The 18,238-nt window shown below is 38.0% G+C and carries 18 protein-coding genes; 3 read left to right on the forward strand and 15 right to left on the reverse strand.

What is annotated here, in order from left to right; all coding sequences use genetic code 11:
• Positions 1–79: 79 nt before the first annotated feature.
• The 15 genes from radC to C0966_RS10535 form a co-directional block, all read right to left on the reverse strand.
• Positions 80–751: a RadC family protein gene (gene radC, locus C0966_RS10465; RefSeq protein WP_425535944.1), complete on the reverse strand. Its 672-nt coding sequence runs from the start codon at positions 749–751 to the stop codon at positions 80–82.
• Between the two features lie 79 nt (positions 752–830).
• On the reverse strand, positions 831–1,403 hold the full coding sequence (locus C0966_RS10470; RefSeq protein WP_274855389.1) for a Maf family protein: 573 nt from the start codon (positions 1,401–1,403) through the stop codon (positions 831–833).
• A gap of 402 nt (positions 1,404–1,805) precedes the next feature.
• Positions 1,806–2,855, reverse strand: a complete 1,050-nt coding sequence (locus C0966_RS10475) for a stage II sporulation protein B (RefSeq protein ID WP_274855390.1) — start codon at positions 2,853–2,855, stop codon at positions 1,806–1,808.
• A gap of 117 nt (positions 2,856–2,972) precedes the next feature.
• A complete protein-coding gene (locus C0966_RS10480) occupies positions 2,973–3,452 on the reverse strand; it encodes a type II secretion system protein (protein ID WP_274855391.1) in 480 nt (159 codons plus the stop codon).
• The gene (pilO, locus tag C0966_RS10485; protein WP_274855392.1) at positions 3,421–4,236 is read right to left on the reverse strand and encodes a type 4a pilus biogenesis protein PilO; all 816 of its coding nucleotides are present in this window, start codon (positions 4,234–4,236) and stop codon (positions 3,421–3,423) included. The genes C0966_RS10480 and pilO overlap by 32 nt, the downstream gene beginning before the upstream one ends.
• Positions 4,233–4,907, reverse strand: coding sequence for a fimbrial assembly protein (locus tag C0966_RS10490; RefSeq protein ID WP_274855393.1), 675 nt, complete (start codon positions 4,905–4,907; stop codon positions 4,233–4,235). The genes pilO and C0966_RS10490 overlap by 4 nt, the downstream gene beginning before the upstream one ends.
• A gap of 2 nt (positions 4,908–4,909) precedes the next feature.
• Complete coding sequence (pilM, locus tag C0966_RS10495) at positions 4,910–5,899, reverse strand: type IV pilus biogenesis protein PilM (RefSeq protein ID WP_274855394.1); 990 nt, start codon at positions 5,897–5,899, stop codon at positions 4,910–4,912.
• Positions 5,900–5,910: 11 nt separating this feature from the next.
• Positions 5,911–6,663, reverse strand: coding sequence for a prepilin peptidase (locus C0966_RS10500; protein ID WP_274855395.1), 753 nt, complete (start codon positions 6,661–6,663; stop codon positions 5,911–5,913).
• Between the two features lie 8 nt (positions 6,664–6,671).
• Complete coding sequence (locus tag C0966_RS10505) at positions 6,672–7,100, reverse strand: type IV pilin protein (RefSeq protein WP_274855396.1); 429 nt, start codon at positions 7,098–7,100, stop codon at positions 6,672–6,674.
• A gap of 107 nt (positions 7,101–7,207) precedes the next feature.
• Positions 7,208–8,413, reverse strand: coding sequence for a type II secretion system F family protein (locus tag C0966_RS10510; protein ID WP_274855397.1), 1,206 nt, complete (start codon positions 8,411–8,413; stop codon positions 7,208–7,210).
• Between the two features lies 1 nt (position 8,414).
• Entirely contained in the window at positions 8,415–9,455 is a 1,041-nt protein-coding gene (locus C0966_RS10515; protein WP_274855398.1) for a type IV pilus twitching motility protein PilT, read from the reverse strand.
• Positions 9,456–9,470: 15 nt separating this feature from the next.
• Positions 9,471–11,132: a GspE/PulE family protein gene (locus C0966_RS10520; protein WP_274855399.1), complete on the reverse strand. Its 1,662-nt coding sequence runs from the start codon at positions 11,130–11,132 to the stop codon at positions 9,471–9,473.
• A gap of 21 nt (positions 11,133–11,153) precedes the next feature.
• Entirely contained in the window at positions 11,154–12,521 is a 1,368-nt protein-coding gene (locus C0966_RS10525; protein WP_274855400.1) for a VanW family protein, read from the reverse strand.
• A 19-nt stretch (positions 12,522–12,540) separates the two neighbouring features.
• Entirely contained in the window at positions 12,541–13,329 is a 789-nt protein-coding gene (locus tag C0966_RS10530; RefSeq protein WP_274855401.1) for a PRC-barrel domain-containing protein, read from the reverse strand.
• A gap of 40 nt (positions 13,330–13,369) precedes the next feature.
• Positions 13,370–14,785 (reverse strand): hypothetical protein, encoded by a 1,416-nt coding sequence (locus C0966_RS10535; protein ID WP_274855402.1) that lies wholly within the window; start codon positions 14,783–14,785, stop codon positions 13,370–13,372.
• A 159-nt stretch (positions 14,786–14,944) separates the two neighbouring features.
• Here C0966_RS10535 and C0966_RS10540 point away from each other — a divergent pair, with 159 nt between their 5' ends.
• The 3 genes from C0966_RS10540 to C0966_RS10550 are packed head-to-tail and all read left to right on the forward strand — an operon-like array spanning position 14,945 to position 18,238.
• Positions 14,945–15,463, forward strand: a complete 519-nt coding sequence (locus C0966_RS10540; protein WP_274855403.1) for a type IV pilus modification PilV family protein — start codon at positions 14,945–14,947, stop codon at positions 15,461–15,463.
• Positions 15,447–16,019, forward strand: a complete 573-nt coding sequence (locus tag C0966_RS10545; protein ID WP_274855404.1) for a hypothetical protein — start codon at positions 15,447–15,449, stop codon at positions 16,017–16,019. Before C0966_RS10540 ends, C0966_RS10545 begins: the two co-directional genes overlap by 17 nt.
• Positions 16,020–16,033: 14 nt before the next feature.
• Positions 16,034–18,238, forward strand: coding sequence for a hypothetical protein (locus C0966_RS10550; RefSeq protein ID WP_274855405.1), 2,205 nt, complete (start codon positions 16,034–16,036; stop codon positions 18,236–18,238).

Consider the following 18,238-nt stretch of genomic DNA (forward strand, 5'->3'; position numbering starts at 1 on the left):
TATAATGGTTGATTTGCTGCTTGCAGCCAGCAAAAATCATAAATAATATTATATCGCAACGTCAATTAAAATCATAGTGTCATAAATAACCTTTTTCCTTTAAACTCACATATTTATTTTCTCCGATTACTAAATGATCGAGGAGGTCAATTCCAATGATTTTCCCGCACTCGGCAAGCCGTTTTGTGACCTCAATATCCTCTCTGCTTGGTGTAGGGTCTCCCGAAGGATGGTTATGAGCGCAAATGATTGATGCAGCAGACCTGCGGAACGCCTCTTTAAATACTTCCCGCGGATGGACGATAGATGCATTCAAACTCCCAATAAAAATCGTTTGTTTATGAAGCACCTGATTTTTCGTGTTTAAATAAAGGCAAACGAAATGTTCCTGTGACAAAAACCTCATATCATTCATTAAATATTTTGCCCCGTCTTCCGGAGAACGGATCACATAACGATCATCATAACAAAGGTTTGCAATTCTCCGTCCCATTTCAACAGCAGCCAAAACTTGAATTCCTTTCGCTTTTCCAATTCCCTTAATTGCCGTGATTTCTTCCAGTGTCGCATCTTTAAGGAGCCTTAACCCCTCAAAATGAGTTAACAGCCGGTTTGCTAACTGTAATACCGATTCCTGCTTCGTACCGGTCCTTAATAAAATCGCCAATAATTCATGATTGGATAAACTTTCCGGACCGCTCTGGATGAAGCGCTCCCTCGGCCGTTCGTCCTCAGGAAAATCCCGAATCATTAAAGATTGTGTATCCAAATTCATTCCTCCTTAATGTGTCAAAGGGAGCTTCCGAGGAGTTGATTTTTAGTTATGCTTTTTAATAAGGCAACGAATATCCTGCCTTCCGAAGTTCTCGAACCGTTCTTGACACCGGCAGGCCGACTACATTGAAATAATCTCCGCTGATTTGTTTGACGAGCATGCTTCCAAAGCCTTGAATTCCATAGGCTCCCGCCTTATCAAACGGTTCCCCTGTGCTGATATAAGCTTTGATTTCCTCATCGGTCAGCTCCCAAAATGTCACATCTGTTTTTTCAAAAAAAGTTGCGATTTTTTCAGGCGAGACGATGGCCACCCCTGTAAAAACAGAATGAGTTCTGCCAGACAATAATTTCAGCATTCCGTAAGCTTCTTCCTTTGTTTGCGGTTTTCCAAGCACCTGTCCGTCGACAACAACAATCGTATCGGAGCCAATAACAAATGAAGATGGGTTTCTTTCGGCAACAAAGCTTGCCTTTCGAAACGCCAATTCCATTACAATCTCTTCCGGTTTCATTCTTGGTTCATAGCTTTCATCAACTTTGCTGCTGGAGATTTCAAAATTTAAGTGAAGATTTTCAAGAAGTTCTTTTCGCCGTGGAGAAGATGAGGCTAAAATGAGGCGTTGCATAAAAATCACCTTACCTTTACAATCGCATCAATTCGGGAGATACAAGATAATCGTATCAAACTTTCTCTTATCAAACAATTTATAACATATATAAAAACAAACAAAATTTATAAACACCCACCCCCCTTAAAATGGAAAGAGGCTTTATTTTAAAAGATAACCAACAAAAAAGGCGGTGTGAGCGAATCCAGGCTATAAATATTTAAAAGCTCAACATGTATCTTGCTAAAGATAGGTTGACACTTCTATTTTGGTTTGCGCAGCTCCGCCCCATTTCCACAAAAAAAGTCTGTCGAATGATATTCAAACAGACTTTTGATATTTTGTCTTATTTCCCAGAAAATATGCGGAAATTATCTTTTTATCGGAATGATTGCTGAGAGACAAATGTTTGAAGTCTTTTTACAGGCTTTGATAGGCAGCAAGAAAAGAAAGGAGTTCATTTTGCAGTTCTTTTGCAGTTTCTTGTTCAGGAGATTTTTGAATGGCATTTGCTTTCTCAATTGCATTTACGAGATTACTTCTAACTTTTTTTACATTTTTATTTTTTAGGGCGGTCTCTTCTATTTGTAAAATTGCTTTTCCCTGATTATTGAGGCTTTCAGCAGTTTCCTTGGAGACAGAGTTGGTCAGGGACGCTTCTGATGCGGCTTTCGCAAGTGTTTCATAAAGAGGGGGGGCTGACTCAAGAAGCTTTCTCTCTGTTTCTTGTACTCCGCTCAGTTGTTTGCCGCCAAAATCAAGAGGCTTTGCAAAAACGTTGATCTCGTCCTTTTTCAATCCACTCCCGATTTCCTTTGCATTTTCCATACTGTCTGCCACACTCAAATATACAAAAAATTTTCCGTTCAAATTCACGATATGGACCGGAGCTCCTTTTTGTTCAACTGCAGATTTCGCTTTTTCTGCTGCTTCACTCGTTGAATAAACGCCTTCCTGGACAATAAAAGCAGAAATAGGCGGTACATTGACCGAAGCAGTTCCACCTGCAGGTTTTGCTTCATCGGCTGAAGGAATAGGTTCTTCAATTTCTTCTGCCGTATTATCAGAGATGACGGGCTTTAATATGATAAGACCAAAGCTGACTCCTAATAGAATGGCAAGAAAAATGGAAAAAAAGATAGAGGTGAAAATTCCTCGCGATGAATTGTTTTTTTGATTTGCATTTCCGCTCCATCCTTTGTTCTTATTCTTTATTGTCTCATCTGCAATTTTTTTTTCTGCCACTTTCGGTTCATCAGACAATTCTGGAAGAATCCAATCGAAACTCTCTTCTAAAGATTCTTCAGCAGCTGCCGTTTCATTTCTTGTTACGTATTCATCCTTATCCAAACGATTGTTATATCCGGTCTTTTTTTCTATTTCAGCGTCTTCCGAATGGGCTTCTTTAAACGGACGGTCTTTACCGTTTATTTTGATCGTAATCGTCTGTCCTTTTTCACGCTTGTCCACTTTCCATCCTCCCATCATTAATCATCCGTTCTAGTTTGTTACATCCTATCATATCGGCAAAAAAAAATAACAAGACTTTTGTCGTCTTGTTATCGAATGCTTTCGTCAAATTTTTTGCTAGTTTGGTGAAATTAAATCTGTGGACAGTTCGTCTATCGGTATTGCGGTATCCAAGCCGTTTTTGGAGCAAAGATTTCTTTTTTCACCTTTCAGACATACAGCGGCAACCCGGGTTCCGATTATTTCCACATATGACTCTTCCGATGGCTGCAAATAGTTCCCGGTATCGGGGTCTGTAAAACTGTCAATAAATTGGCGATCAGCCAACTCTTTATATGTAATTCTCTCTTTTGGATTGTTACCTTCAGCAATTTCCTGTCTGATATAAAAAGTTGCCGCTTCCTTCAATGCAAGAGCATTCGCTACAAATGCCCTGTCCTTCGTATTCTCAATTACCTTTGTCATAACCGTAACAGCGATAGCGGAAATGATCCCGAGGATCACGATAATGGCCAAAAGTTCAATTAGAGTCATCCCCTTGTCATTATGAATCATTCCGCTCCTCTTACGGTTGACCGTCTTTGTTATTTTTTTCATCTTTATCCACATCCGAAAATCCGCTGAATGGATTTTTCTTGTTGGAAATTCTCGGCGTATCCAAAGGCGGCAATTCTTTTTGCAAATCTTCAAGTTTTGGATAATAATAGGCTGCGATCGTTATTTCAAATTCAATCGGTTTTTGATCCTGGTCAACCTTATAAATCTCTTTCGGTGCAGTGAAACTTAAGTTCTCTACTTTAACAATCCGCTGCAAAGATTGAAGTGAATCGATAAACTTTTCCATTTCGAAATACGTATCGGCTTCGCCTTTAATGGTGATCGTTGTTTGCTTTATTCCATTTGGCAATGTTGCATCTTCGTTTGAAGAGGTTGCTTCATTATTCTCTTCTTTGTTCGCTTCATTATTCTGTTCATTATTGTTTGCATCAGCATTATTTTCTGCCGTATCTTGAGAATCATCTCCGGTGCTTTCGATCGTTTCATCTACTTCTGTACCGTTTAATCTAATTTCGCTAATATATGTATCAGAAACGATTTCCGCTTTCTCAATATCGAGCAGCAATTGATCTAAAAGCCGTTTAACCGGGACTTGCTTTTGAAGCTCCATCGTGCTTACCACTGTTTCTTCTTTTATTTGGCTTAACCGGCTTTCAATAATTGCTGTTTGCTGATTCAACATTTTCAGTTCTGATTTATTTCTATCAATCTTTTGTTTTAATGGTGCCAAAAACAGATAATAACTTCCTGCAAAAATTGTGATGAATAAAAAAAATATTAGGATTATAAGCAATATTTGCTTTTTTGAAAGGTGAAGGTTCACGGGGAGTCTCCCCCTTCCTCTTCGCCATTATTTCGTTTCGCTGATTTTTCGATTTCTAATTTATATGATTTTTTCAGTTCTGCGACATTTAACCTCAGTTCATATTTGGCATAATAACGCGGGAAAAATTCTTTTTTTGCTAATTCTATTATTTTATCGTCTGAAAGATTCGTATTGTTATTAATAATTTCCCAGTCCCCTGCTTTTTCATCTGTAATGACCGCCTCATCTATCCATTTATAATTCAACAAAGAGTTCAAATAATAAGCCGCTTCACTTTTCGTATCAAATTGGACGACTTGGTTGATTTTGTTTCCCTCTTCAAGTTTAAATTCAGTAATAAAACCTCTTTCCGGGAGTACTTTCGTTAGCTTTTGCATAACAAAAACAATATTATAAGGCTGCTCTTTTGCCCATTTAATGGCATTTTCGAGTTCCTGCACAGAGTTAGAGGACTGGAAATCAGCGAGCTTTGTTCTTTCGGCTTCCAAAATTTCATTCGTTAATTGAATTTCTTTTTCAACATTTTCAAGTTCCTGTTTCTTTTCGTTCATTTGCCAGAAAAAAAGGGAGGCACCGATAAGGACCAATCCTAAGAATGTGCCTAAGACAATAAAAAAGGAAAGGTTTCTCGGTTCTTTTTTCGGAAGGAGGTTGATCTCAACTAGCATGCCTACACCTCTTTTAATCCTAAGCCGACAATCAAGTGAAACGGAGAAAATAAATGGCTGTCATCGGAAGTCTCGAAATAACTGCTATCAATTTTGACTGTCGGAATATCAAATCGCTCGTTGATTTCATCAAATACATCATGAATCCATGGATGATCCCCGTCAATCAGTATTTTTGTAATTTGCCGGTTTCCTTGATTAAGAGTATAGCGGTAAAAATTCATGACTCTTTCTGCTTCTTTATAAATGTCTTCGAACGGATTCAACACTTCTGAGCGGTCGCCTCTATAGCTGTATTCTTTGTCTCCGGAAGAGTAATGATCCCATTTTGAAATATCAATATCCATCGGCAGATGCCTCATAAAGACAGGTATATAGCCTTCAAAGATGCTGATATTAACTGCTTGTAAATCTATTTGGACCATCATTAAATTTTCATCTTGCGAGCGATTGCCTTGTTCAAAGTACAACCTGTACAATGCCAAACATGAAATATCTGCTGTGACAGGTTTTAATTTTACATTTTCAAACAAATTGGCATAATCAGTTACAATATTTTCCGGAGCTGCAAATAAAAGAAGATCTCGTTTCTCTTTATCTGAACGATTGATCGGAAAATAGTCAAATACAGGGTCATCAAACGGCAAATGAATGCTCGTTCCGAGTTCCATATATAAGTACCCTTTTATTTCATCATCTTTAATATCCGAAGGGATCGATATTTTTCTGATGACAACAAATTGGTCCGGTACGAGAAAACGAATCGGCCTTCTAGCTATTTTCCAGTCTGCTATGCATTCTTCGAGTATCGATTCAAGCATCTCAAAATCTTGTATTTTGCCGCCTTTTATTAATCCCGGCGGCAGAATACGTTCGCCCCATCGGGAAACGACAGGCGGATGGGCTTGTTTTAGTTCGGTAAACCGAATTACATAATCTTTCATTATTAAATTAACTGTCCGTTTATTCCCGAACTGAAAAAGCATTCCCATGATGAAAACCCCTAAATGAAAGAATTTAGATACCAGTAAACGATTGTGTCGCCGTAGAAATATGCACATAGAGTTCCCAATCCGATAAACGGTCCAAAAGGGATTGGTTTTCCTTTTTCTAGCTTTCCGATCAAGCGCCCCACAAGGCCGAAAACGGCACCGAACAATGTTGCAAAGAAAAAGGAAAGAAGGACAGGCTTTGTTCCAAGCGCAAAGCCGATAACAGCAAATAATTTAATGTCTCCTCCGCCCATGCCGCCATTACTGATCACTGCAATGAAAAGCAACAGACCAAAGCCGACTACAGCCCCCGCAATCGAATCCCACCAGGGGATGAGCGGCAGGAAGATCCGTTCTAATAAAAAAATCACTGCAAATACAAGCAGGACTTTGTCTGGAATAATCATATATTTTACATCTGACACAAAAACGATGACAAAAAGAGAAATAAGCGTCCAAGCGATGAAGAGCTCAGGTACCCAACCGATAACAAACGGGGCAAAAACAAATAAAACTCCTGTCATCAGTTCAACAATTGGATATAAGGGAGAAATAGACGCCTTGCAGCGTCTGCATTTCCCCCCTTGTATGATATAAGACAAAACCGGTATCAATTCAAGCAGCCCTAACGTATGGCCGCAGCTCGGACAATGCGAGCGCGGCTTGACAATGGATTGCTTTAAAGGCACCCGAAGACCGACGACGTTGAAGAAGGAGCCGAGCATTAAACTAGTAATGAAAATATAAATATATAAAAAGCTCATTTTACTCTTTATGACCCGATAGTTCTAGAACCTTTACCTTTATCGGCGTCAATCTGCTTAATTGTTGCATTTTTGAAGGTCAGTTTTACATCACCTACGTCTTTAGTTGCATTTAATTGAAAAGTTGTTGATTTTCCATCTGAAGTAACTGTAACTTTAAAATCAGCATCTAAATTTGGTTCATCTATATAATTCTCTAAATCAGTTTTTTCTAGCGGTTTTGCCGGTATTCCATTAGCAGCAACATACGTTTTCGCCGCATTTAGTACTTGAATGGCGTCGGCTTTCACTGCATCTTCTTTCGATTTTTGAATAATCCCCCCGATACTCGGCACCGCAATCGCTGCGATAATCCCCAAAATAACAATTACCGCCAAAAGCTCAATTAACGTTAACCCTTTTTGGTTTTTCAGTCTTTTCCCTAATTTTTGCAGCATAACTATCTCCCTTTCCATAGTAATATTGAACTAAATAATTCTCTTACACTATTATACTAGAATTCTGAAGCATATAAAGGTGAGTCTGTTAAAAATTTGTAAAATTATTAGCCAACTTGTTGATAAATCTCGAACATTGGAACCATGATCGAAGTCACAATTGTTCCGACTAAAGCGGCAAGGAAGACGATCATTAGCGGTTCAATCAATGACTTTAATTGGTCGGTAGTAGTTTCGACTTCACGTTCATAAAAGTCAGCTACTTTTGCAAGCATCGCATCAAGTGATCCCGATTCTTCCCCGATCGCGATCATTTGCGATATTAATGGCGGAAAAGCCCAATGTTTTCGCATCGGTTCTGTCAGTGATTTTCCTTGTTCAAGAGATTCACGTGATTGGCGGAGCACTTTTGCGATTACCTCATTTTCGACAATGTTTTCAACAATAGCAATGGCTTGAAGAATCGGCACTGAACTAGCAAAAAGCGAACTGAGCGTTCTCGCCATTCTTGCCAAGGCCGCTTTTTGAAGCAGCTTCCCGAAAATCGGAATTCTGAGGAGAAAATAGTCTAAATAATACTTCGTATTTTTATTGTTTCTGATCACACCGATTCCGATAATACAGGCAATAAAGAATAAAATGAACAACCACCAAAATTTTTGCATAAATTCACTGGAGTTCAGCACAAACTTTGTGATTGCCGGAAGTTCACTGCCAAAATCTTTAAACATTTCAACAAACGTCGGAACAACCTTTACTAACAGGAAAATAACAACAGCTATGGCAATCAGGCCGACAGTAATCGGATAAGCAAGCGCTGAAACGACTTTTTGCTTTGTAAAATGCTGTTTCTCAAAATGGACGGCTAATCTTTCAAGTGTGTCATCCATATTTCCTCCGGCTTCCCCGGCTTTCACCATATTGACAAACATGCTCGAAAAAATCTTTTTATGCTTTGCAGCTGCCTCCGACAGCGGGTTTCCTTCACGCAAGTCTTGTTCAATCGCAATAAGCGCTTTCTTTAACGCTTTGCTTTCGGTCTGCTGCGCTAATATCGATGTGGCCTCAACGACTGGAACTCCTGCCCTTAACAGCGTTGAAAACTGCCGCAAATAAATGACAAAATCCTGCAGCTTAACAGGATTTCCGAACGTAATTTCCTTCGTCCACAGTGTTTCGGGAATTTCATTAATTTCAAGAATTCGAATGCCTTTTTGCTTTAATTGAAGCATCGCTTCTCTCTTTGAGACAGCTGTAATAATTCCTGACTTTTTCCCTTTTAGGTCGCGTCCGCTATATTTGTAACGGGGCATGTTAATTCACCTTTTCCATCATATAAGGCTTCGCTTCTTCAGCCGACACTTGGCCCGACTCAACAAGCTCTTTTATGCTCGCATCTAACGTATGCATTCCTTGGGCTCTCGATGTTTGCATGATGTTGACTATTTGGTGGATCTTCTTATTTCTGATTAAATTTGCAACTGCAGAATTGTTTATTAAAATTTCAGTTGCGGCTTTTCTTCCTTTTTTGTCCGCTTTCGGAAATAAGCGTTGTGAAATGATCGCCACAAGAACGGATGCAAGCTGAATTCTTATTTGGTCTTGCTGTGAAGACGGAAATACATCGATAATTCTGTTAATCGTGTCCGGAGCACTTGCCGTATGAAGCGTACCGAACACAAGATGCCCTGTTTCCGCTGCAGTGATGGCAGTTTGAATCGTCTCAAGATCACGCATTTCTCCGACCATGATGACATCAGGATCTTGTCTGAGCGATGCCCTTAATCCGTTTGCAAAATTATTTGTATCAAACCCGACTTCCCGCTGGTCAATAATGCATGTTCCATGCTTATGCAAATATTCAATTGGATCTTCGAGAGTAATAATATGCTTTCGCATTGTTTGATTCATATAATTGATCATCGCTGCAAGTGTTGTCGATTTGCCGCTCCCTGTCGGTCCGGTGACAAGAACGAGTCCTTGAGGCTTTTCGGCAATTTTTGCCAGGACAGGCGGCAGATCCAGTTCTTGCAGTGTCGGAATTTTTGTCGGAACGATGCGGATGGCCATCGCAATGCACGACCTTTGAAAATACGTATTGATTCGAAAACGGGAAACTCCGGGAATGCCGTATGAGAAATCAAGCTCCCCTTTTTCCTTAAATTGTTCCCACATAGTTTCCGGAATGATTGCTTTTGCCATTCCTTCCGTATCGGAAGGTGCGAGCGGGTCCTTTCCGTATCTTTTCAATTCGCCATGAATGCGAAAGACTGGCGGAACCCCGACGGTAAGATGGATATCCGATGCTTTTAATTCAAAGCCGGCACGAAGCAAATGATCAATTTTGTTTTTCATGGCTTGCACTCACTCCTAATCATGGATGGCGACGCGTAAAACTTCTTCTGTCGTCGTAATGCCCTGCTTCACTTTTAATAAACCGTCATCGATTAAAAAGATCGTTTTGTTTTTAATTGCCAGTTCTCTTAATTTCGAAAAAGGTTCTCCATTCATGATGACTTTTCTCATGTCATCATCAACAACAAGTACTTCATGAATGGCGATCCTTCCTTTATAACCGGTCATGTTGCAAGATGCACATCCTCTGCCCCTCATCACTTTCTCAATCTTCAAACCGCGTCTTCCGAAAATTTCAATCTCCCGTTTCGTCGGAAGCTGCGTTTCCGCGCAATCGCGGCACACTTTCCGGACGAGGCGCTGGGCTACAATGCCGTTTATGGAAGCAGCAACAAGGAATGGCTCGACTCCCATATCCAACAGCCTGGTAATTGATCCTAAAGAATCATTTGTGTGAAGTGTGCTGAGTACAAGGTGCCCTGTTAAAGACGCGCGAATTGCCACTTCAACCGTTTCTTTATCGCGAATTTCCCCGACCATAATGATATTCGGATCCTGCCGCAAAATAGCTCTGAGCCCTTTAGCAAATGTCATGCCGACATTCGGGTTTACTTGAATTTGGTTTATGCCTTCGAGCTCGTATTCGACAGGATCTTCGATGGTGATAATATTCACTTCTTCGCTGTTTAAGCGATTCAAGGCTGCATACAGAGTAGATGATTTTCCTGAACCGGTAGGCCCTGTAATCAAAACAATCCCATTCGGTTTTTCAATCATGCCGATAAATCTGTCCAAGTTTACTTTATTAAACCCCAGGTTGTGAATATCATTCAATGCGCTGCTTAAGTCTAACAGGCGCATAACAATTTTCTCGCCGTATACGGTCGGCAGTGTGGATACCCTAAGATCGACAGGATGAAAATCCAAATTCATCTTAAACCGCCCGTCCTGGGGAATGCGATGCTCCGTAATATCAAGATTCGCCATTATTTTAATTCTTGCCGTCAAAACACTTTGCATATGCTTTGGCAGAACACGTTCCGTTCGCAGCACACCATCAATTCTGTAGCGAATGACGACCTTTGTCTCCTGCGGGTCAATATGGATATCGCTCGCTTTCATCGCTGCGGCGGTCGATAAAATCTGATTAACGAGACGAACAACAGGGGAATCTTGATCGACAATTTTTTCTTCTTCCACTTCCTGACCTGCCGGTGCGTCCGTTAGAAGCTCCTCGAAACCCTCATCCATGTCGTAGTACTTGTTGATCGCTCGAAGAATATCATCTTTCGTGGCAATCGCCGGTTCAATTTGAAAGCCGGTCGAAAGCCTTAAATCATCAATCGTGTAAAAATCCATCGGGTCCGCCATGGCGATAAATAGCTTTTCCCCGTCTTTCTTAAGAGGAATAATAAGATTTCTTTTTGCGATTTCCTTTGGAACAATATGAAAAAGTTTCGGGTCAAAAGGATAACGATATAAACTCACATGAGGAATCCCAAGCTGAAACTCTAAAACTTCTATTAATTGCTGTTCGGTAATATAGCCCCGTTGGAGCAAGGCATCCCCTAGCTTTTGATCTTTACTCTTTTCCTTAAGTGCCGTTTGCAGTTGTTCTTCTGTTATTAAACCTGCTTCAACTAAGAGATCTCCCAGCCTTTTACGTGTTTGTTTCATATCAATCCCTGCTTTATTTCCTTATTTTTCGGTTTCGTTAGGTTTTCCCCATAAATCGTTTTCCTTTTCTATCTTTTTATCAGTTTGATCTGATTGGTCTTCACCGCTGCCGCTTTTTGGAACAGAAGGTTCCTTTGGCTTATCGGCATTTTCAGCATCGGACACGGAAGGTGTTTCCGGTGATCGCACAGTATTTTGATCATCAAGATTGTTTTCATTTTTCGTTGGCGAAGATTTATCAACAATTAAACTTCTGCTAATCACTTTCGGAACGGGTGGATAAAAATCTTCAGAAATCTGCTCTTTTTTCAAAACATTTCCGTTCTTGTCAACAGTTTCCCGAATCACTTTCACTAAAATACCATCTTTTCCTTCATCAAGTATTATATTTTTGCCAAAAGGAAGCTGCGCACTATATTGAATAATAGTCTTAGGTTTAAACGTTTGTTTATCTTCAGTTTTTACGTTGTATTGATAGGCAAACGTTGCCCCTTTTAATGATACATAGAAAAGATTATCAATCATTTTAAATTCTAATAAATATTTTTCATTATTCGGATTCGTAAACACAAGATCCATATTTTTATATTGATTAATTTTTGCCTCATACCCTGCATCTGTATATGACGGCAATTCTCTGCCGATATGGCGTTCAGTAATGGCAAAATTTGTCGGAAGCGCTGTTTTATAAACCGCTGTCGCAATCATACTTAATGCTTCCGAAGAAAAAAAATCAGTATTCCTTTCCTTGACAGTTTTTAAAATAGAAAATTGTGATTGCGGAGCGATCTCAATGGAAGGAAATTGCTCTGTCCATTTCCGCAAAATCTCCACATTTTTGTCTGCTTTTATCGCGGTTTCAGAAATTACTTCATTTTTTTCTCTTGCCAAAAAATATTGATCAATCTTAATATTATGATCCCCTTCTTCAAGCATAGAGGCAAACATGAGAAGATCATGGATTAACCGTTCAAAATCAAATGTATCAGCATGAATTTCTTGCAGCGTGAATTTTTCTATAAATGACCTCAAAGACTCTTCGTCAATTTTTACAATAAGCTCGTTTGTCTTTCCGTTTTCAACCTTGTCGATCGATTTCTTAAGGTTAAAAAGAAAATAATCCAAATCCATTTTCTTTACGGTTTCTTTATAATGAAACGATACGGTTGTATTTTCATACCACTCTTTTTGTTTTTCAATTAAGAGATTAAGAGCTTCAGTTTTTGATAAACCGGAAAGTTCAATTTTGCTTATCCTCGTGTTATTTTCAAACGTATCTTTCGAAGTGAATTTATCGAACGCTTTTGCACCAAAATGAGAAAAACTGAATAGAAAGGCAGTACAAAAAACCAAGACGAGAAATAGCTTAGCAGTCTGAGGATTCCTCACAACGGGTTTCCTCCCTTTATCATGCTTCTACATTCATAGACAATTCAACAACAACACTTGGGCCCTCTTCCTGGGCTTTAATAATATCTTCCCTTGTCAAGACTGTTCCCTCGGCTATTATGACATTTCCTTGTAAATCTGTAATATCTTTCGTAACTCTTTTCCCATTCAAAAGTTCAATCTGCTTATCTTTCAAGACTTGAACTTCTTTATCATCTTCTAATAGCTTTTCAGTAACAGCTGAATCCTTTTCTAATTCCGAAATAACTTGATCATTTTCTTCTGCAATCGGCTGAAGTTCTTTAGCAGCAAGCAGCTGCTCGGAGCTTTCCAAAAACCCGTCGACAGCTTCCTCTTTCACAATGATCATATCTTTTCCATACGTCAGGACAAAGTCAGAAGGAAGAACTGCATTTCTATTTCCTAATTGAAGGTCCAAGCCAAGGATTTGCCCGTTCTCTTCATCGGCATAATATTCAAGAACTTCGCCAAGCAGCTCGCCTTTTCTTGTCATAACCTTCGTATTCGTAATTTTAATTTTTTTATGTACCAATTGATTTGCAATCGGTATTTCATTCAAATCAATAACTGCATTTTCGCTTTCAACTGTCACCGCATAATCGCCAATACCAACAATTTTTTTAAACGGTATTGCTTTTACACTTGTTTGCCAATCCTCATCATCAATTGTTAAAAAGTCAATAGAACCTTTTTCCGGATTTATGACTAGCGTCTTTACTTTTCCAATTTCCCGTCCGTCCGCAATGCTTATAATCGGCAAACCTGTTATTTGCGTGCTTTTTTTCATGATTTTTTCAACACCTAACCTTTTGCTCACGAAATTTAATTCATTGATTAAAATAATGCGTTTGTAAGAATTTAATTTCTTGCAATATTATTGGAAATTCTACATATTTCGCTTCAAGATCATTCAGAAGACTTTTCAGTTTTTCAAATTCTTTATTGGAAAGGTAATGCTGAATAAGCAAACTTGCAAACGTATAATATTCAGATAATGGAAGCCCAGGGTGCATATAGTCTTTTACCAATTGTTCATATTTATTCTTATCGATCATCTTTCTTGCAATTTCAATTTGCGAGAGCATGATTTGGAACATCTGTCGCTGCAGCTTTTCCTTTGCTTCATCAATCGGTTCCTTTTGTTCTTCTTGAGTTAAAGTTTGTTCTTCTTGAACAAGAACGTTTACACTTTCTTCATTCGCCGCCGTGTTCTCTTCTATTTGTTCTTCTTCATTTCCGAAACTATTTTGATCAGAAGGAATCATTTCCTCCATTGTTCCCGATTGAGGATTTAGAGGAAGTTCCTCCTCATCAAGAAGTTCAATTTCTTCCCATACCGGTGCATCAGGAATTTCAGTATGATTTATTTTCTGTTCTTCAAAAAATTCGGTCTGAATCTTTTCATCTCTTATGTCTTCATGCCCAAGTTCAGATTCCATAATGATTTTTTCAAGTTCAGCCATGTAATCCCCTTCATTTTTAATGTTTTCCTTACTCGTTCCTTCTTCATCAAAAACAATTTGATCATCTGTTTTCTCGTAAATATCATTCGTATCTTTTTCAAAGTCTAGTAATAACGAATCATCTAAATAAGGATTCTCTTCTTCTTCAACCGATGAAGGTACTATTTCTTCAATCATTTCTGTGTTTCGTACATAAATGTCATCGCTCTCTTGAAAGCTTTCGGCAGGTTCGTTTTCAAGAGTAGGGAGCGGTTCAATCTCGTCATTCTTATTTTCAAGAAATGCGAGAGGTTCAATTTCATCATTTTCACTTTTTAAAGATTCGCTTATTCCATTCACGTCATTTTCATTTTCAAGAGAAGCGCTTCGTTCAATCCCATCGATTTCATCTCTTTGCGAAACATTCAAAATATTTATCGTTTCCTCTTTTTCGATTTTTTCGCTCGGGGAATGTACTTGATATGAGTGAGATTGAAACGTTCTCACAAGTTCATTTGTTTCTAACGAATGATCAATCTCGACTGTTTCTTCAACAGCTTCAAACAGAGCTGGTCCCATTCTTTTATTTAAGAGATAAGTTATTAAAATGATAAGTACGAAAAGCATTGATATCGTTTTCAATAAATCTAAAGTACCATAAGCCAGCAACCCAAATGAAGATAGTAAAAAAGAAATGATTAAGACTGTTAATTTCCCTTTTTTTGAAAAGCCGGCAGGAATAAAATAAAGAATAGGTACTAAAAAAACGAGTGAAAGTACGGAGAATAAAAATAAAATCATGTTTCACCCCTTCCGTAATATTATAAAAGAATTATTTTTAGAAGTTTTTGTTAATTTTTGACGGTTTTTTTACGTTTTTACTTATTTCGACCTATTAGGACAGATTTAGACTACAAGTATTGTATAATAATATAAGATTTTTTGAAAGAAGGGGGCAAAATGAATCTAAAAAAAATCCTCGATAGTTCAAAAGGATTTACTTTAATCGAAATTCTGACATCCCTTACTATTTTAGGAATTATTTTAATCGGTTGTATGAAATTTTTCACACAAGCATATTCCTATACGAATATGAATCAAAAGAAAACAGCAGCCATAAATGTGGCAAGAAATGCGATGATGTATATCGAAAATGAGAGCTTTATTGAAATCCGTGAAAAATTTAAAAAAAATCCGGAAGAAGAACTAACCTTAATGATTTGCTCTAATTCAGAAGATAAAGATGAACCGAATGATCCATACGGTAAGTTTTGGAAAGGAGAAACTCCAGGTCCATCGTGCTCGCCAATTACGATTAACAATGTAAAATATGATGTAAAAATTCAGGCTAATTCAGACAAAAACGATTACGATCGCAATTACATTCTGCCAATTACAGTAAAAGTAGAATGGGCCATAAATGGGAAGGTGAACGAGACCGAGATTGAAGGGGTAATGAAGAGTGAAGATATTCGATGAAAAAGGGGTAACTTTATATGAACTTCTCGCAACCTTTACGATCACGATGATTGTACTCCCGGTTATTTATGGTGTTTTTTCTTCCGGTATCAAATTATACAATAAAATTCAAATTGAGGGGCAGCTGCGGGATGACGCAGACTATGCTGCAACAATGATTATGAATACTTTTCATTCATTCCCTTTTGATTATGTGGAAGGATGCGGGGATAATTGTATCGAGCTTATTGATAGCCAAAAAACCAAAATCAAAAAATTTGAAAAAGGACAAAGCGGATTTTTTTACGATATTAATAAAGAAAAACAAGGTAATGAAAAGAAAATTATTATCACTTTAACAGATCAAAATAATCAAGAAAAAACCGAGATTACTATTGACGGAACTCCCTTGGAAGGAATTGCTGACTTTAAAGACTCAACGATTTCGTTTACATGCTATAAAGAAGACTTAGACAGCAAGGAAAAATGTGAAAGCGGCATCATTCATCTTGACTTTATTTTGGACCATGAAAGATTGGAAAAACCGCTGCACTTAAAGAGCGAATTTGGATTCTAAAAGGGGGAAACAGCATGCTGAAAAATGAACGTGGAAATAGTTTAATAATCGTTTTGTTAGTTTCCCTTGTTTTTACGACTCTCGGCCTTGCCATTATTGCTTCTTCCATAGGTGGAGCAAAGAGGGTTGAAACGAGAGAAAGCGACATCCACATAACATATAATGCAGTGGAAATAATCGAAAAGATGATAACTGATTTGGCAACCACAATAGGGACATTTGAATTGGAATGGGAAGCAGGCGGTATCGAGAACAATATAAGTGATTACGAGAATAAATTAGAAGAAATATTAACGAAAAGTATTGAAAAATATGAAAAAAAAGATTCTGTTGATTGTTTAACGGTGATAGACATTAGCGGCTCCTCTCCTGAATATGTTAATCCTTCATCAAGGAGTTGTTTTGAGTCAATCGGCAAAAACTCAATAATTGATAAATTAGATACTTATGAAATAGATACGAATGATGATTTTACAAGAGTTTTTGAAATTGTGCTTGTCACAAAAAATCCGATTGAATATGAAGGAAAAATTACGAGGACCATTAGAAAAAGGTTCATCCTTTCCCCTTTGCCGAGTTTTCTTAAATATGCAGTGGGCTCTTATTCCGAAGAGAAAAATAATGGCTTGTTCTTAAATGGTTCTGCAAATATATTAGGAAATGTTTATGCAAACCAAATGTCGATCAATGAAAAAGCAAAGTACCAAAAAAGGAACGGTGATTGGTCAGAACAATCAACACCGATGAGTTCGATCAATGGTGACATTTTTAGCAGTACAGCAAACCTTCTTGACCTCATGAAAGAAGAAAATTTTTATAAAGGGGAAATTCCGGATCTTAAGCATGACAGTCAATTTATTAACATTGACTTCGAACGGACGATGAATGATCAGACGAACAAAATATTAAAAACAAATGAACTTTCCACTGAAAGATATGGAAATGGGACTGATTTTTCTGAGCAGTTGAAAGATGAAATTTCCGGCCTATCCTTCTTTTCTGGTTCTACTGATGAAAATGTCGGCATCCAAAAATTAGAGAACCAACAAAATCCTCTATCTTTAACCGGAGGATCGGCAAATGAACTTAAAGACAGCTATTTAATCGAAAGCACAGAAGAACCAATCCCGGAATATTTTGACGGTGATCTCGTTATCAACAGTAAATATAATCCAATTGCTTTTGAAAAAAAACTGGCCGTGAATGGGGACTTATATATAGTAAGCTATAATGATATCGAGTTTCTGGAAAATGTACATGTTTCAGGGAAGCTACACATTCTCAACTTTGGCGGGAAAATATCCTTTCAGAAAAATATCATAAGTGCTGATTCGATTAATGTACAATCTTATGAAAGCGACACGAAATCTAAAGGATTAGAAATCATTGGGAAAGTCGTTACAGGCGGGGATTTGAATTTAGAAAGTTATTATGATATCGAGTTTCTGGATCATGTTTATATCTCAGGGAAGCTTCACATCATCAACTTTGACGGAAAAATAGCATTTGAGAATAATATCATATGTGCTGACTCGATTAATATAAAATCTTACGCAGACAACAAAAGCGATAGAGAAACTAAAGGGTTAAAATTTAATGGGGATATCGTTACGGGCAATGATCTTTCTGTTAAGGCGCTGAATACTGCTATAGAATTTAACAATATTATTATTGTCAATGACAATTTAAAAATAACAGGTGATGAATCAGACGATGGACTTGAAAATGATGAGATTATATTTGATTCCGTTGTATATGCAGGAGGTAAGGCATTTTTATCAAATGTAAATATTTTAGGAGCGGAAGATAATGAGAAACAGCTTGTGTTGATGACGAAAGGCGAGCTTGAAATAACGAGAATGAATGAGTTTGATTACTTTCAGGATAAAGACGAAAAGGAAAAACCGTACTTGCCGTTTCGCGACGATAGGATAAAACCTCTAAAAGCATTTTTCTACACAGAAGATAATGCTGTATTGTACGGCGTTGGATCTCTTTTTTACATTAACGGAGGAATCTTCGCAGAAGAAAAGCTGGAAATCAACGCTGTACGCGGTGAAGTAAGCGATGGCGGTGATGACTTGAATTTCTCCATTCAAGATGACAAGTTTTCCAGATTTATTGTTGAGTACGATAAAGATGTATTACTTAATAAATTTGATGCATTGCCGATCGTTAACCATGTGCAAATTTTTTCAGATGAATTAATCTTCGAATAA

The sequence above is a fragment of the Bacillus methanolicus genome (assembly GCF_028888695.1).
Lineage (GTDB): Bacteria > Bacillota > Bacilli > Bacillales > Cytobacillaceae > Bacillus_Z > Bacillus_Z methanolicus_B.

Excerpts from the sequence above, each read along its gene's own strand:
- C0966_RS10550 (WP_274855405.1), top strand. The coding sequence starts at position 16,034 with ATGCTGAAAAATGAACGTGGAAATAGTTTAATAATCGTTTTGTTAGTT.
- pilM (WP_274855394.1), bottom strand. The coding sequence starts at position 5,899 with ATGGGAATGCTTTTTCAGTTCGGGAATAAACGGACAGTTAATTTAATA.
- C0966_RS10470 (WP_274855389.1), bottom strand. The coding sequence starts at position 1,403 with ATGCAACGCCTCATTTTAGCCTCATCTTCTCCACGGCGAAAAGAACTT.
- C0966_RS10480 (WP_274855391.1), bottom strand. The coding sequence starts at position 3,452 with ATGAAAAAAATAACAAAGACGGTCAACCGTAAGAGGAGCGGAATGATT.
- C0966_RS10515 (WP_274855398.1), bottom strand. The coding sequence starts at position 9,455 with ATGAAAAACAAAATTGATCATTTGCTTCGTGCCGGCTTTGAATTAAAA.
- C0966_RS10530 (WP_274855401.1), bottom strand. The coding sequence starts at position 13,329 with ATGAAAAAAAGCACGCAAATAACAGGTTTGCCGATTATAAGCATTGCG.
- C0966_RS10510 (WP_274855397.1), bottom strand. The coding sequence starts at position 8,413 with ATGCCCCGTTACAAATATAGCGGACGCGACCTAAAAGGGAAAAAGTCA.
- C0966_RS10505 (WP_274855396.1), bottom strand. The coding sequence starts at position 7,100 with ATGCTGCAAAAATTAGGGAAAAGACTGAAAAACCAAAAAGGGTTAACG.
- C0966_RS10490 (WP_274855393.1), bottom strand. The coding sequence starts at position 4,907 with ATGCTAGTTGAGATCAACCTCCTTCCGAAAAAAGAACCGAGAAACCTT.
- C0966_RS10535 (WP_274855402.1), bottom strand. The coding sequence starts at position 14,785 with ATGATTTTATTTTTATTCTCCGTACTTTCACTCGTTTTTTTAGTACCT.
- C0966_RS10520 (WP_274855399.1), bottom strand. The coding sequence starts at position 11,132 with ATGAAACAAACACGTAAAAGGCTGGGAGATCTCTTAGTTGAAGCAGGT.
- C0966_RS10500 (WP_274855395.1), bottom strand. The coding sequence starts at position 6,663 with ATGAGCTTTTTATATATTTATATTTTCATTACTAGTTTAATGCTCGGC.
- C0966_RS10540 (WP_274855403.1), top strand. The coding sequence starts at position 14,945 with ATGAATCTAAAAAAAATCCTCGATAGTTCAAAAGGATTTACTTTAATC.
- radC (WP_425535944.1), bottom strand. The coding sequence starts at position 751 with ATGATTCGGGATTTTCCTGAGGACGAACGGCCGAGGGAGCGCTTCATC.